This window comes from Alkalicoccobacillus murimartini (genome assembly GCF_030813245.1).
Lineage (GTDB): Bacteria > Bacillota > Bacilli > Bacillales > Bacillaceae_D > Alkalicoccobacillus > Alkalicoccobacillus murimartini.
On the sequence record NZ_JAUSUA010000004.1, the window covers coordinates 214,786 to 229,075 of the forward strand.

The 14,290-nt window shown below is 40.5% G+C and carries 16 protein-coding genes and 2 other annotated features; of the genes, 2 read left to right on the top strand and 14 right to left on the bottom strand.

Going from position 1 to position 14,290, the window contains the following annotated elements:
- Positions 1 to 2: 2 nt before the first annotated feature.
- Positions 3 to 1,037 (bottom strand): phenylalanine--tRNA ligase subunit alpha, encoded by a 1,035-nt coding sequence (gene pheS, locus J2S05_RS14080; protein WP_306983848.1) that lies wholly within the window; start codon positions 1,035 to 1,037, stop codon positions 3 to 5.
- 47 nt (positions 1,038 to 1,084) lie between these two features.
- Positions 1,085 to 1,315: a binding site (T-box leader), on the bottom strand.
- Between the two features lie 57 nt (positions 1,316 to 1,372).
- The gene (locus J2S05_RS14085; protein WP_306983849.1) at positions 1,373 to 2,137 is read right to left on the bottom strand and encodes a TrmH family RNA methyltransferase; all 765 of its coding nucleotides are present in this window, start codon (positions 2,135 to 2,137) and stop codon (positions 1,373 to 1,375) included.
- A 135-nt stretch (positions 2,138 to 2,272) separates the two neighbouring features.
- Between J2S05_RS14085 and sspI the strand changes: the two genes are divergently transcribed.
- Positions 2,273 to 2,482, top strand: coding sequence for a small acid-soluble spore protein SspI (gene sspI / locus J2S05_RS14090; RefSeq protein WP_306983851.1), 210 nt, complete (start codon positions 2,273 to 2,275; stop codon positions 2,480 to 2,482).
- A 72-nt stretch (positions 2,483 to 2,554) separates the two neighbouring features.
- Here the strand turns inward: sspI and J2S05_RS14095 are convergent, their stop codons facing one another.
- The gene (locus tag J2S05_RS14095; RefSeq protein ID WP_306983853.1) at positions 2,555 to 3,637 is read right to left on the bottom strand and encodes a M42 family metallopeptidase; all 1,083 of its coding nucleotides are present in this window, start codon (positions 3,635 to 3,637) and stop codon (positions 2,555 to 2,557) included.
- A gap of 204 nt (positions 3,638 to 3,841) precedes the next feature.
- Between J2S05_RS14095 and J2S05_RS14100 the strand changes: the two genes are divergently transcribed.
- Entirely contained in the window at positions 3,842 to 4,231 is a 390-nt protein-coding gene (locus tag J2S05_RS14100) for a sigma-w pathway protein ysdB (RefSeq protein WP_306983854.1), read from the top strand.
- 268 nt (positions 4,232 to 4,499) lie between these two features.
- Here J2S05_RS14100 and J2S05_RS14105 read toward each other — a convergent pair whose 3' ends face one another.
- The 11 genes from J2S05_RS14105 to J2S05_RS14155 all read right to left on the bottom strand — a co-directional run bounded on the left by J2S05_RS14105 (position 4,500) and on the right by J2S05_RS14155 (position 14,179).
- Complete coding sequence (locus J2S05_RS14105) at positions 4,500 to 5,051, bottom strand: TVP38/TMEM64 family protein (RefSeq protein WP_306983856.1); 552 nt, start codon at positions 5,049 to 5,051, stop codon at positions 4,500 to 4,502.
- 32 nt (positions 5,052 to 5,083) lie between these two features.
- Positions 5,084 to 5,371, bottom strand: coding sequence for a DUF1294 domain-containing protein (locus J2S05_RS14110; protein WP_306983857.1), 288 nt, complete (start codon positions 5,369 to 5,371; stop codon positions 5,084 to 5,086).
- A gap of 70 nt (positions 5,372 to 5,441) precedes the next feature.
- A complete protein-coding gene (gene rplT / locus J2S05_RS14115) occupies positions 5,442 to 5,801 on the bottom strand; it encodes a 50S ribosomal protein L20 (RefSeq protein WP_306983858.1) in 360 nt (119 codons plus the stop codon).
- 33 nt (positions 5,802 to 5,834) lie between these two features.
- Positions 5,835 to 6,035: a 50S ribosomal protein L35 gene (rpmI, locus tag J2S05_RS14120; protein WP_143846360.1), complete on the bottom strand. Its 201-nt coding sequence runs from the start codon at positions 6,033 to 6,035 to the stop codon at positions 5,835 to 5,837.
- A gap of 38 nt (positions 6,036 to 6,073) precedes the next feature.
- Positions 6,074 to 6,577, bottom strand: a complete 504-nt coding sequence (gene infC / locus J2S05_RS14125; protein WP_251609004.1) for a translation initiation factor IF-3 — start codon at positions 6,575 to 6,577, stop codon at positions 6,074 to 6,076.
- 123 nt (positions 6,578 to 6,700) lie between these two features.
- Positions 6,701 to 6,819 (bottom strand) — a sequence feature (ribosomal protein L20 leader region).
- 56 nt (positions 6,820 to 6,875) lie between these two features.
- A complete protein-coding gene (locus tag J2S05_RS14130) occupies positions 6,876 to 7,259 on the bottom strand; it encodes an OsmC family protein (protein WP_306983859.1) in 384 nt (127 codons plus the stop codon).
- Between the two features lie 29 nt (positions 7,260 to 7,288).
- Entirely contained in the window at positions 7,289 to 9,202 is a 1,914-nt protein-coding gene (thrS, locus tag J2S05_RS14135) for a threonine--tRNA ligase (RefSeq protein WP_306983860.1), read from the bottom strand.
- A 335-nt stretch (positions 9,203 to 9,537) separates the two neighbouring features.
- Positions 9,538 to 10,407, bottom strand: coding sequence for a putative sporulation protein YtxC (ytxC, locus tag J2S05_RS14140; RefSeq protein WP_306983861.1), 870 nt, complete (start codon positions 10,405 to 10,407; stop codon positions 9,538 to 9,540).
- 187 nt (positions 10,408 to 10,594) lie between these two features.
- Positions 10,595 to 11,707 carry a cyclic dehypoxanthinyl futalosine synthase gene (mqnC, locus tag J2S05_RS14145; protein WP_306983862.1) on the bottom strand — a complete coding sequence of 371 codons (1,113 nt, stop codon included), beginning with the start codon at positions 11,705 to 11,707 and terminating at the stop codon, positions 10,595 to 10,597.
- A gap of 98 nt (positions 11,708 to 11,805) precedes the next feature.
- Positions 11,806 to 12,732, bottom strand: a complete 927-nt coding sequence (gene dnaI / locus J2S05_RS14150; RefSeq protein ID WP_306983863.1) for a primosomal protein DnaI — start codon at positions 12,730 to 12,732, stop codon at positions 11,806 to 11,808.
- A 1-nt stretch (position 12,733) separates the two neighbouring features.
- Entirely contained in the window at positions 12,734 to 14,179 is a 1,446-nt protein-coding gene (locus tag J2S05_RS14155; RefSeq protein WP_306983866.1) for a replication initiation and membrane attachment family protein, read from the bottom strand.
- Positions 14,180 to 14,290 lie beyond the last annotated feature (111 nt).

Here is a 14,290-nt window from a genome sequence, read left to right on the forward strand (position 1 = left end):
TCTTAAACCCTTTTAAATTGCGATAAAAATCGCGTGTCATTTGTATAGAAATGGCGAATATCATCAATGGCATATTTAAGCATGGCCAATCTTTCTACACCCATTCCAAATGCAAATCCGCTATATTCGTTTGGATCGAATCCGCTCATTTCTAGAACTTTTGGATGAACCATTCCTGCTCCAAGCACTTCAATCCAACCAGACTGCTTACATACGCGACATCCTTTTCCTCCGCAAATTCCACAGGAAACATCTACTTCAACAGATGGTTCAGTAAAAGGGAAGAAACTTGGACGTAGGCGAATCTCGCGGTCTTCACCAAAGAATCTCTTCACAAATGTATCAAGAATCCCTCTAAGATCACTCATTCTTACATTATGATCGATGTATAATCCTTCAACTTGCATGAATTGATGGGAGTGAGTCGCGTCATCATTATCTCGTCTAAACACACGTCCAGGACAAATGATCTTTACAGGTCCCACACCTTGATGCGCCTCCATCGTCCGTGCTTGTACTGGCGATGTTTGTGTACGCAAAAGTAGTTCCTCTGTGAAATAGAAGGAGTCCTGCATATCACGTGCTGGGTGGTCCTTCGGCAGATTCAAGGCCTCAAAATTGTAATAATCTGTTTCTACTTCTGGTCCTTCTTCTACAGAAAAGCCTAATCCGATAAAGATATCCTCTAATTCTTCAACTACAGCTTGTAACGGATGTCTTGAGCCTTGAGGCACTGGACGCCCTGGCATTGTGACATCTAATTTCTGTTCTGCAAGCTGCTTAGAGATCCGAATCTCTTCTAATTCTTGTTCTTTTTTGTCCAACTTAGCCTTTATCTCATCACGCACTTCATTAGCTAGTTGTCCAACAACCGGGCGTTCTTCAGCAGAGAGCTTACCCATTCCTCTAAGTACCTCTGTAATCGGTCCCTTTTTACCTAAATATGAAACGCGTACCTCTTGTAACGCTCGACCATCCTCAGCCGCTTGTATCTTCTCAAGCGCTTCTTTTAAAAGGGCTTCTAATGTTTCCTTCATATTCATTCCTCCCGTTTCTATGAAATAAAAAAAGAGCCTTCTCCCCGGAAAGGGACGAAAGACTCGTGGTACCACCCTACATTTAAAACAGAAATAAACCCTGTTTAACTCTCTGACGGATAACGGCTTCTTAGCCGGAAACATCTTCGCATAAATTTGCGGTCCAATGTCTGCTCCAGAGTGAATTCAACCTTCCCATTTCCTTAAGATGCTTTCAGCAATCGCATCTCTCTCTGTCAGGCGGTAAAAGGCATACTACTCTCTTTCTTCGCATTTTTGTGTATGAATCTGTTATTTATTATAGAGAAATCATGGCTTATTCGCAACCATCGTCGTTAAAAAGTTTCGTTTCGAAGATGATACAACAAAATCCCCGCTGCCACTGAAACATTTAGTGACTCTGCCTGTCCATAAATTGGGATATACAGATTCTGATCACTGTTATCAAGTAGTTCCTTATTTACTCCTTCTCCTTCATTACCTAGGATTAAAGCAAAGTTTTTCTGTGGCTGAATAGCCGAATAGGAACTTGCTTGTTCAAGAGCTGTTCCAAAAACAGGCACGCCAACACGTTTGAACTCATGAATCCACTCCAACAAATCCCCTTTCACTATAGGTACATGAAAGATAGACCCTTGAGAGGCGCGGACCACTTTGCTGTTATAAATATCAACAGAGCCTTTCTCAAGGATGACTCCATCCAACCCAACAGCATCTGCTGTTCGAATAAGTGTGCCAATATTTCCAGGATCCTGCACTCGGTCGATTAATAAGTACTTTCCTAACTGAGGAGATAAATCTGTATCAGTCGGCAAGCTGCAAATTGCAGCTACTCCTTGTGGCGATTCTGTTTCGCATAGCTCTTTCATGACACTCGTTGTCGTTAAGACTAACTTCCCCTCATCTACTACCCAACTACTCGGTAAAATGACCTCTTCCGTCATAATCATCGCATGTACTTCAATTCCTGCACGAAGAGCCTCTTCAATCAGATGATGCCCTTCAATCAGAAATTGACCTGATTTCTCGCGCCCTCTTTTTTTGTGTAGTTTCTTCCATTGTTTTATGAGTTCATTTTTACTTGAATCAATTCGTTTCATGAGATCCTCTTTTCTCTATACGTACATTTATCATTCACTGTATGGTCTATCATATAATTTTTTTCAAGCATATTCTACATTAAACAAACCATACTAAAATGTACACTGAATTTTATTAAAAGGAGAGATAATGATATGGGTTTTAATTTACGAGGAGCTATTATGGCTAACATCCAAGGCAATAGTGAACAAGAAGTAGAAGCGACGATCGTGGATGCCATCCAAAACGGCGAAGAAAAAATGCTTCCAGGACTAGGTGTTTTATTCGAAGTATACTGGAATGAAGCAAATGAAGAACAAAAAAATGAAATATGCGACATTATCAGTCAAGGGCTACAAAGCTAAATGTCCACCATTCTAAATGTAAAAAGGTCAGTGACACGATAGCGTGACTCTGACCTTTTTATGTGTGATCTCTTATGAATAGGTTATAGCATGTACCGTATCATGATCAAGCTTCTTAATCACTTCTACAATTAATTTGACGGCATTCTCATAATCAGCTCTGTGAAGAATCGCGGCATGAGTATGGATATAACGCGTAGCCACTGTAATTGAAAGCGCAGGCACACCATTTGCAGTCAGGTGAATCGCTCCTGAATCTGTGCCACCACCTGCCATGGATTCATATTGATATGGAATGTGATGCTCATATGCCGTTTGTACGACAAAATCCCGTAATCCTTTATGAGCAATCATGGAAGCATCATATAAAACAATTTGAGGACCCTTGCCCATCTTCGCTTGAGCCTCATTCTCCGTAATACCTGGTGTATCGCCAGCTATACCAACATCAACTCCAAAGCCTATATCAGGCTGAATGAGGTGTGCAGATGTTTTTGCCCCTCTTAATCCAACCTCTTCCTGAACAGTGCCTACTCCATATACCGTATTTGGATGGTCTACATCTTGCAATAAACGTAGCACATCAATGGCAATCGCACAGCCAATCCGGTTATCCCAAGCCTTTGCCATAAGTAGCTTTTCATTTTTCATTACGGTGAATTCACAGACAGGAACCACTGCATCACCTGGACGAATGCCAAAGCTCTCTGCCTGGTCTCTACTCTCTGCACCAATATCAATAAACATATCTTTGATTTCTACTGGTTTTTTTCTAGCTTCTGGCGTTAGGATATGAGGGGGCTTTGAACCAATAATACCTGGAACCTCACCGTCTTTTGTGACAATGGTAACGCGTTGTGCAAGCATTACTTGCCCCCACCAGCCACCAACCGTTTGAAAACGTAAGAATCCTTTGTCATCTATGGATGTAATCATAAAACCGATCTCATCTAAGTGACCCGCCACCATGATTTTTGGACCATCAGAATCCCCTGTTTTCTTTGCTACAAGGCTTCCAAGCCGGTCTGTATATACCTCATCGGCATACTCTTTTATGTACGTACTCATGACTTCACGAGCCTCTGCCTCAAAACCAGAAATTCCTTTTGCATCAGTTAGGGCTTTTAGCATTTGAAGCTGTTGATCCTCTTTCATTCTTTTGTACCTCCTTTATTCTTTTCATAAAGTATAGCGTATTCAAACCTCAGACTCCACTTTGTAGAAAATATATGATCATTCTAAAATTAATTTTATTTTTTTTTGAAATCCCTGCAACCATTTTCAAGCTGATTCGTATAGCATATCATAAGACAAACTCAGATACATTATTTGAGGGAGGCCGAAAGGGGCTTGAATCGTATGATGGTCATACTTTTTAGACTGATGTTACTTATAGCGCTACTTATTGTTGCATTTAGTATTATAAAATACTTTTTTCATCCTCTACGTAAGCTTGAGAAGGCACATGGGCAAAGACAATTCTTTTTTCTTGATGATCAAAAGGATGTCCGAAAGAACTTCTCTTTAACCTATAAAGGCGTCATGTTTGAAGGAGAAAAATACATGGGTGCCACAGACACTGCATTTGATATTGTGACCATTTATGTATGGACGAAGGATTATAACGCGTTACAAGGGTTAACACGAGAAGATTTTCAATTTATTGAAGAAGATATTCACGTTCGATACCCTCAGTCAGCAATTGAATGGAAATCACCCATTAAAGAATTCCTACGAGATAAGAAATAAGTTATCAAAAAACCCGAATCATTATGCTGTTTTAACTCGCATAATGATTCGGGTTTTATTTATTAAAAATATGAGAGTGATAGAGTGAGACTACCGCTCCGGATATACACTGACGAATGTCCCAATCTATTTCTTCATTCTTGATTAAGGTTAAGAAGGATCACTCTGTCAACAAATAAGTAAAGCGCTTTCATTTTATATAAAAAATGAATCTCCACATCATTTCTATATCGAATAGATAGAGGAGATTATTTAATGACTTTTTACACTAACGAGTGACAGCCTGATCACTCCAATTTCGACTAATAATCATTAGAAGTATTAAGAAGGACGCAAGGGCAAATAGCCCATATGGATTTAAATCGTAGAGTAAGTTTCCAAACGTTGTATAGACGATGGCCATAGGGATATTCATGATAAAGGATTGCCTTACATACCCTTTAAAGTCAGCTGATTTCTCCATGACGTAAAAAGACAACACATGAAAATGAACAAATGGCACAAGACGAAATACAGATAGCTGCCATACGTTAAGATCAGGATCTTTTTTGAGGACTCTCTCTTTTAGTCTTGCTAACCTCTTATGCAACCAAGGAATATACTTCATCAAAAAATAAAAGCTAATGGACGAGCCCATGAGTCCAATAAAAGAATACAGAGATCCTAACACACCACCAAAGATAAATCCTCCGGCAAGACAAATCAATAACACTGGAATAAATAAAACTTGTCTAACTAAATGAAAAAGAATAAAGAAAAATGGCCCAAGCCATCCAGCTTGTTCGATAAATTGTAATAGTGGATCAACGAAGTCTTCCAATTCGCAACAGTCTCCCCTCTTCCTTCCTTACATTATGCTTGTATAGGTAGAAGGATGAACAAAAGAATGCTAATGTGAAGAATTAGCAGAACAGGCAGCCCCACCGAAAATTTTGCATGCTTTGTTTTGTGCCTGAACATACGCATTCCAGCTAGTGAACCTAAACTTCCACCAAGTAGTGCAATGAGCATCAGGGTCTTTTCAGGGGTTCTTCTCTTTTGTTTGATGGCAAGTTGTTTATCTCGATACATAGTCATAAAACCAACGATCGTAAGTATCGTCAAATACACTCCTAGTAACACACCAAGATTGTCATCCATTTTGTCCACTCCCATCCTGCATGAAAAAAAGCGCGGTCTGATGACTGCGCTTTTTATACTATATACTTACTTAGCCTTTAAGGCTTGTTTTAGCTTGTTCTGCTAAAGCAGTGAAAGCTACTTCATCATTAACAGCTAAGTCAGCAAGCATTTTACGGTTAACATTAATCTCAGCAAGCTTTAATCCGTGCATCAAACGGCTGTAAGACAATCCGTTGATACGTGCAGCTGCGTTGATACGTGTAATCCAAAGCTTACGGAAATCACGTTTCTTTTGACGACGGTCACGGTAAGCATAAAGTAATGCTTTCATTACCTGACCTTGTGCTGATTTGAATAACGTATGCTTAGAACCGTAATACCCTTTAGCTAACTTTAATACTTTCTTACGACGACGACGAGCGACATATCCGCCTTTTACTCTTGGCATCGCTAATCCCTCCTTTATAATCCGAAAAAGATCTTATTTTTTGTAGGTTAACATTTGACGAATGCGTTTGAAGTCTCCGGAATGAACCATAGCCGACTTACGCAGCTTACGTTTTTGCTTTTGAGACTTGTTACGGAACATGTGGCTAGTAAAAGCGTGTGAACGTTTTAGTTTGCCGCTTCCTGTACGTTTGAAACGCTTAGCAGCGCCTCTGTGTGTTTTCATTTTTGGCATGAAACTAATCCTCCTTTAATGTGGTTCAAGACAGGCTGTTATTTCTCCGCGTTCGGAGCAAGCACAAGGAACATGCTACGGCCTTCCATTTTTGGTCTCGCTTCAATCGTTGCAATATCTTCACATTCTTTAGCCAAACGCTCAAGTACTACGCGACCAATCTGTGAATGAGTAATTGCACGTCCACGGAACCTAATAGCTGCCTTAACCTTGTCGCCCTTCTCAAGAAACTTACGTGCATTACGTAGCTTCGTATTGAAGTCATGATCCTCAATCGTTGGGCTCAGACGGACTTCTTTAGTGTTAATAATCTTTTGGTTTTTACGTGCTTCTTTGTCTTTCTTCTGTTGCTCATAGCGGTATTTTCCATAATCCATTATGCGGCAAACAGGCGGTTTTGCAGTTGGTGCTACGCACACAAGGTCAAGGTTAACACTTTGGGCCATTTCTAGCGCTTCAAACTTCGATTTAACACCGATTTGATCGCCATTTGCACCAATAAGACGTACTTCCCGGGCACGAATCCCTTCATTGACCAACATGTCTTTACTAATAATGAGCCACCTCCACTGGATTTGATCTTGCAGACTAGATATATAGTCAGTACAGGTCATCTTTTGTTGACGTGTGTACAAGAAAGTAGCAGCAGTATGCTTTGAGAAATTCCACACAAAAAAGTGCGGACGCACTGCGCCCACACTGATAACTCGTTAATTACAAGAAACGAATGATACCTGCCAACATATGTCGATCAGGTGAGAAGCGGGCGCCTCTGCTTTCTTATATTCTGTTTAACACACTCATAGAATATTATCATAACCAATACAGGCTGTCAACTGATTAATTATCTAAAGTGAAGTCTTCTGTGATTCGGATGCTGTTGTTCACGGACTGAACGATCGGGCAGTTTTTTATTGATAGCTCTAACGCCTTAGCTATCGTCTCCTCAGATGCCTCTGTTCCACTTATGGTGAAATGAAGAGCCACGTCAGTTACTTCATTAACTCCCGCTTCATTTCGAGTGACCTCCGCTACAATAGTAATGTCTGAGTAAGCTATGCGTTTCTTTTGAAGAACTTTTCTTAATACACCGCCACTACATACAGCAATGGAAGAGACCAATAATTGATAGGGACGAAACTCATACTCTTCATTCCCCGATACATCCAATGTACCAAAGGTTGTTTTGTGTTGGAAGCCGTTCTCTGTCATGTTAAATTCCATTATGGTCTCTCCCCTCCAGCTCTATTGAATTAAAGTTTATGAGAAGCAATTTCATCAACCAACTGCTTCAAGAAGTCTTCTTTGTTCACAACATGTTGTTCTTGTTCACCGTACTTACGAATATTTACTGTGCCATCGGTAACCTCTTTGTCTCCAAGCACAAGCATATAAGGTGTCTTCTTCATTTGAGCTTCACGAATTTTATACCCAATCTTCTCATTACGCTCATCTAACTGCACACGAACACCTGCATCTTCAAGAAGTGACTTTACACTTTCCGCATATTCCAGATGTGCTTCTGGAGAGACCGGGATCACTTGAACTTGAACAGGTGCCAGCCAAGTAGGGAAAGCTCCAGCGAAGTGCTCAATAAGAATTGCAATGAAACGGTCAATTGAACCAAATACAGCACGGTGAATAACAATTGGACGATCTTTTTCACCTTGTTCGTTCACATAAGTCAGGTCAAATTTTTCTGGCATTTGGAAGTCTAGTTGAATCGTTGCACATTGGTGACTGCGTTTCAATGCATCTTTAATGTGGAAATCAATTTTCGGACCGTAAAAGGCACCGTCTCCCTCATTTAGGTAGTAGTCAACATTAAGATCCTTTAATACGTTCTCAAGTGATTGTTCTGCTTGTTCCCAAAGCTCGTCCGCTCCCATCGAATCTTCCGGACGTGTGGAAAGCTCTACAGAATATTCAAATCCAAACGTGCTATAGATTTGATCCACAAGACCAAACACTTGCTTCAGCTCATCTTCAATCTGATTGGGTGCAACAAAGATGTGAGCATCATCTTGCGTAAACGTACGAACACGCAGCATACCATTTAAAGATCCACTTAACTCGTGGCGATGTACTTGACCAAATTCAGCCATACGAATCGGTAGGTCACGGTAAGAATGCTGTTTGTTTTTGTAGATAAGCATATGTCCAGGACAGTTCATTGGTTTTAGGGCAAAACGTTTATCATCTACATCTGAGAAATACATATTCTCATGGTAATGATCCCAGTGACCTGATTGCTCCCATAGACGTTGGTTCATCATTAGTGGAGTTCTCACTTCCTGATAACCTGCTTTGTTATACAGATTGCGCGAGAAGTTCTCAAGCTCTGTGCGGATTGTTTGACCATTCGGAAGGAAAAACGGCATCCCTGGCGCTTCTTCTGAGAACATAAATAGCTCCAACTCACGTCCTAGCTTACGGTGATCACGTTCCTTCGCTTGGCGAAGTAACTCTAGATGCTCGTCAAGGTCAGCTTGTTTAAAAAAGGCTGTTCCATAAATGCGTTGTAACATCTTGTTATCGCTGTTCCCTCTCCAATAAGCTCCCGCTAAATTTTGTAGCTTAAAGGCTTTGATCTTGTTTGTTGAAGGGACATGAATCCCACGACATAAATCAAAGAAATCACCCTGCTCATAAATCGTTACTTGCTCGTCTTCTGGGATCACACCGATTAATTCTTGTTTATATTCATCTTCACCAAACTTGACTTTCGCCTCATCACGACTCACTTCCAAACGTTGAATCTCAAGGTTTTCGGAAACAATCTTTTTCATTTCCTTTTCGATTTTTGGCAAATCCTCTTGAGTAATTGACTCCTCAGAATCGATATCATAATAAAATCCATCTTCAATCACAGGGCCAACACCCAGCTTCACGTTTTTAAATAAACGGCGAACAGCCTGTGCCATCAAGTGTGCTGTACTATGTCGTAAGATCTCAAGTGCCTCATCTGACTCGGGTGTAATGATCGCCACTTCACCATTTTCAGGAATTGGTCGTTTAAGATCAATGAGCTGTCCATTTATCTTTCCAGCAATGGCCTTTTTCTTTAATCCTGGGCTAATCGAAGCTGCTACATCTTCTGTTGTAGTTCCTTCAGGAAACTCTTTTTTTGCTCCATCAGGAAAAATCAGTTCTAGCGTCTTATCCATGTCTTAACTCGCTCCTTTTTTTCTATTTTCGAGCACAAAAAAAACACTCGTCCCTTCCAATGAAGGGGCGAGTGTGGTTCGCGGTTCCACCCTAATGTCCGTACGTATACGGCTTATCTTACAGATAACGGCTGCGCGCCGGCATTGGATACTAAATAAAAAGGTTCCCCAATGCAGTTTAAAGGTGGTAAGGTCGCATTCCTTGTTTTGAGACTCTCACCAATCGCCTCATTCTCTGAAAAACCAGCTAAACACGCCTCGTATCCTTATCATTACTATTCATATCATTCGAATGATTAATATGTAGTATATTATAGGGAGGCGTTAAAGAAAAATCAAGTGGGTTCGTGTTTTTTTTCTGATTGCTCCCTTAAAGGGTAGATATGCAATCGCTCTTCAAATATAGATTGAATGGAAAGAATGACCCCATTTTCTGGTTCATCCGTGAATACATGAACTTCAGCCGGTACCATACTGACCAAGGGACTGATCATCATGTCCTGTACATCAAGTCCTTCTTCAAAGATCAGGTCTTCTTCTAAATAGAAAAGGATTTCTTCTTTTGTTAACTCACGAAACTGACTATCATAAATAGTGAACACTTGATCATGAACAATGTACAAATGATTCACCTTAGACGGTGCTTTCCGTAAATGTTGCCTATAGTTCTCCAACATAGTTTGATAATCTTGCTCTAACATATATTCATCGATGGCCATTTCCACACAATCAATTAATAGTTCTCCATATTCACGAAGGCGGAATGTTAAGAATGGTTCATAATAGAAAGAGGTTTCTTGTTCAATATGCGTTGCGAATGCACGGTAGATAAATTCTTTACGATTAAAAAACAGTTGAATATCAGGAAGGTCTTGTCGGTCTCCATCAAGGATTAACTTTGCGATAGAAAGAATTTGAAACTGTTCTTCCTTATCAGTAAAGTAAAACATGGTTTCAATTATCGATAAGAGCCATTCCTCTTCTTTACTGTCGATCACATATTCCGTGAGTATAGAGGCAAGAAGTGGATGAAACGAGTCATAAAAGCTGACTTGGACATCCTGATAATGCACATACAACACACCTTCTTCATCTACCTTTATCTCTACTCCTAGACCATAGGGCTGAAATCGTTGGACATAATCCTTTATTTCGTCATATAGGTTCCGACAATCCAATTTTTCTTCAAAGTGTATAGCGATCAACCGTCAACTCCCCCTTACCATATCAAACTTATCTTCACAAGATCGTCCTTATGCCTATCATGGGCTCTATCTCATCCTATGTATCAAATGTGAGAACATGCCGAGGTACTATTGTTTTTTGTGCGACAGATTCCTCCATATCCATAAAAAAACTCCCCGCATTTCTGCGGGGAGTACATCGGTTCATTTAATTTTGCATAATAAAGTCTTTTTCTGCTGTTTCTTCACCGTCAAACACTCGAAGAATATCATAACCTGTTGTACGTTGAGCTGGAATTTTTCCTGCTTCACGAATCAGTCGAAGCGTTAAGTTCGTATTCACCTTATGCGTTGTATTAGCTGCAGAAACAACATTCTCTTCCATCATCGTTGAACCGAAATCATTACAACCAAAGTGTAAGGATTGCTTCCCGACTTCCGGCCCCATTGTAACCCATGAGGATTGGAAATTCGGAATGTTATCAAGAAAAATGCGAGAAATCGCAACATTTTTCAAGTAATCTTCTTTGGTTAACTTCTTCAATCTTTTGAGTCCAGTATTCTCAGGCTGAAGCAACCATGAGATAAAAGCTGTGAAACATTCCGTCTCATCCTGTGCATCTCTTACTCTCTGCAAGTGTAGCGCTCTTTCTTCAAATGATTCACCAAAACCAATAACCATTGTGGCTGAGCCAAACATCCCAACCTTTTTGCTTGCAGTCATGGCTTCCATCCATTGCTCCCAGGTTACCTTTAAGCGACTAACACGTAATCTGGTTTCTTCCGTTAAAATCTCAGCTCCGCCCCCAGGCATACTGTCTAAGCCAGCTTCATGTAACTCCCGCAGGACTTCCTCGACCGTTATACCTGATACATCTGCAATCTTCCAAATCTCAGCTGGAGAAAACGAATGCATCCAAATATCAGGAAAGCGTTCTTTAATCCCTTTTAATAAGTTGGTATAGTAATCAAGTTTTAAATTAGGATTAGTTCCACCTTGCATCAAAATCTCTGTTCCACCCACATCAAGCGTTTCTTGGATTTTTGAGAAGATCACTTCATCATCCAATACATAGCCTTCCTTGGAATTTGGAGGACGATAAAAAGCACAAAAACTGCAGTATGTATCACAGAAGTTTGTGTAGTTTACATTACGCCCAATCACAAACGTAGTCACAGGATCAGGATGCCACTTTTTCATAATTGTGTCGGCAGCTTTTCCTAGCTTTTCAAGGTCATCACTTTCATATAATTTTACAGCGTCAGCCATAGAGATTCGATCTCCATTCACTGCGCGTTCAAGTATCTCGTCGACGCTCATCTGTGTAACCCCCATCATCTTTCACAGGATAGTTTTATCGTATCATAGTTAAATAGAAACATCCAATTGCTAAACTCATTGAAAAAGGAGAGATTCCGTCACCCTCTCCGGTTCTCCCCTTTTACCGTAATTACCTTTGTATAGTGTTTGATACGTTCCATGATTCGCATGGCCTTTAGTTCTTCAGTTCCGCCCTTGTCTGAGTACGATAGATGATTTTCGAGTTCATCATAATCATAGTTGGATGTAAACAGGGTTGGTAATTTTTCAAGCATTCGATGCTGAAGAATGGCACCTAGAACATCATCTCGAGTCCAGCTTGAAGTTGTTTCTGCACCAATATCATCCAAGATTAATACCTTAGCCTTTTTCACTGCATCTAATTTTTCTTGAAAGGTTCCGTCGCCAATCGACTGACGCATCTCTCTAAAAAAGTCAGGCGTATAAATGATAAAGGTTTCGATATTCCTCTCTTTTAATTCGTTAGCAATGGCTCCCATTAAATAGGTTTTACCTACACCAAACTTCCCGTAGAAATAAAGTCCCATTCCATCTTCGCCAGGATTCGCATTCATCGCAAAATGAAGGGCTGCCTTACTTGCCTCCATTCGATCGGTATCCGCATCAAGTTGATTAAAGCTAGCAGATAGCACATCTTTCGGAATGTAGAGAGATCGGATCAAATCTTGCTCCTGCTTCTGTTTCTCATGCTGCACTTTTAAACTACAGGCATGATAACGAAGCTCTAAATTCTTGCGTTCAATATAAAGCTCTGGTTGGTATCCTTGCATCAAATTCGGACATCGGTTTAGTCCCGGACAGTGATCGCAATGATCTCTTTCTTTTTTGTACTCATACAGTTTTGTCATACCAGTCGTCAGCATGTCATCTGTCACACCAGGGTGCTCATCAAGAAACTGTGTAATATACGAGTTTTTAAGCAAGGACTGCTTGGCTTGATCTAGTCGCTTTTGCAATTCCTTGTTTCCATCCCACTGAGAGAGCGCTGTGTTAATGGGTTCCATTTTATTCTAGACCTCCTTTCTGTTGTTTGGACTTACGAAGTTCTTCTAGCATTTCCTCAAAACTTTGTTTGGATTGTTGATTCTTTGTTGTTGAAGTCTCTCCGGCAGACGTCGCTTCAGATGCCATTTTTGATTGTTTTTCTTCGACTAGCCATTTAGGCAGCTTGTCTCTCTTCTGATTACGTTTGCCTTGGCGCTTTTGATTTCCACTCGAAGATGTTTGTTGCTGAGCTTCCGTCTTACTCTGTTGTTCTTTTAGAGCAAGCTGCATCGCTTCACGGACTAATTTGACTTTTTTCCTAGACCAATGTCCTGCAATTTTATTAATTAAAGGCTTTGACAGCTTCATATCATATTGCCACAACACATAATCTAATAACACGTTTGTCACACCTGGTAGCAATTGATAATCGAGAATAAGACCTTCTACAATTTTAGCATCAGCCGGTGCTACCTGTGCGCCTTCAGACCTTAACTCAAGTAGTCTTAAAGGTGGTGTCTCTTCATAGAATTGAATGGTTTTTTCTTCGTCCGTAACGGCTTCTTTTTGATTCATCGTCTTATGTTCAATCGGATGCGATCTGAGACCAAGTCCAGGAGGTGTACCGCCGTATTCAAGCCTGTACCAGTCCTGTGCTTTACGCCGCAAAATATCTACGTCTACTTTCTCGTCGTGAAGCACTGCCTGAGACACAATCTTACTCATCTCAAGTGGTTCAATCCGATAAACAAAGGCTAATCGAATAATTGTTTCTTCTACGTCAGCTGAGATGGCTTGCTCAGGAACAATAAAGCTTGAAAGTGACTTTCTCATCAGGTCTAAATCAAAATCTTCGAAATGGAAGCCTTGTTTCTTTGTTCTCGACAAGATGGTTTTATCTTGGGCTGCGGTTAACGCCTCTCCTGTCTCTGATCTCAAATTAGAAACCATCTCCGAGTGATGTAAGGATGTGTACACTTCATCAAAAGAATAGGTTAACTCCGTGAATTCATCTAATGGGACTGTATCTACAGAAAAACGATCTCGTAATTCACGATATTGAGTTTTACCCAATCGATTAAACAAATAGACGCTTAGAACATCATTCTCGAAGAATTGCTTTGGAGTCATAGGTGGTTGGAGCTCGTATAAGTATAGACTTTCTGAGTCTACCTTACGTTTATAGCTTTTGAGTAAACCAATACCTTCAAGCTTCTTTCGCTCTTCAAAAATCTTTGCTAGCGATAATTCTGTCATTAGCATCAGATGTCGATGTGTTTGCTCCGTACTTGACCACTGATCTCTCTCAAGATGAGCCCACAATGTTGTATATAATCCGTTTGCAACGGTACCAATTAAAGGTTGATACAGGAGGACCATAACTTTTTGATCCATATCTGTTAAATAATCTGCTGTTCTTACTGTGTATCTGTCAACAGGAAGCAGCTCTCTCCAATGCCAGCTCAACTTAGAGCCCCCCTTGCGTCAAAATCATACGCATAGTGTACCATGCCGCATCTTTTGCTGTGCATATTTTGTCCTGAAAAGAGTAAATAGGAGCTTAACAGCGCAGCGCGC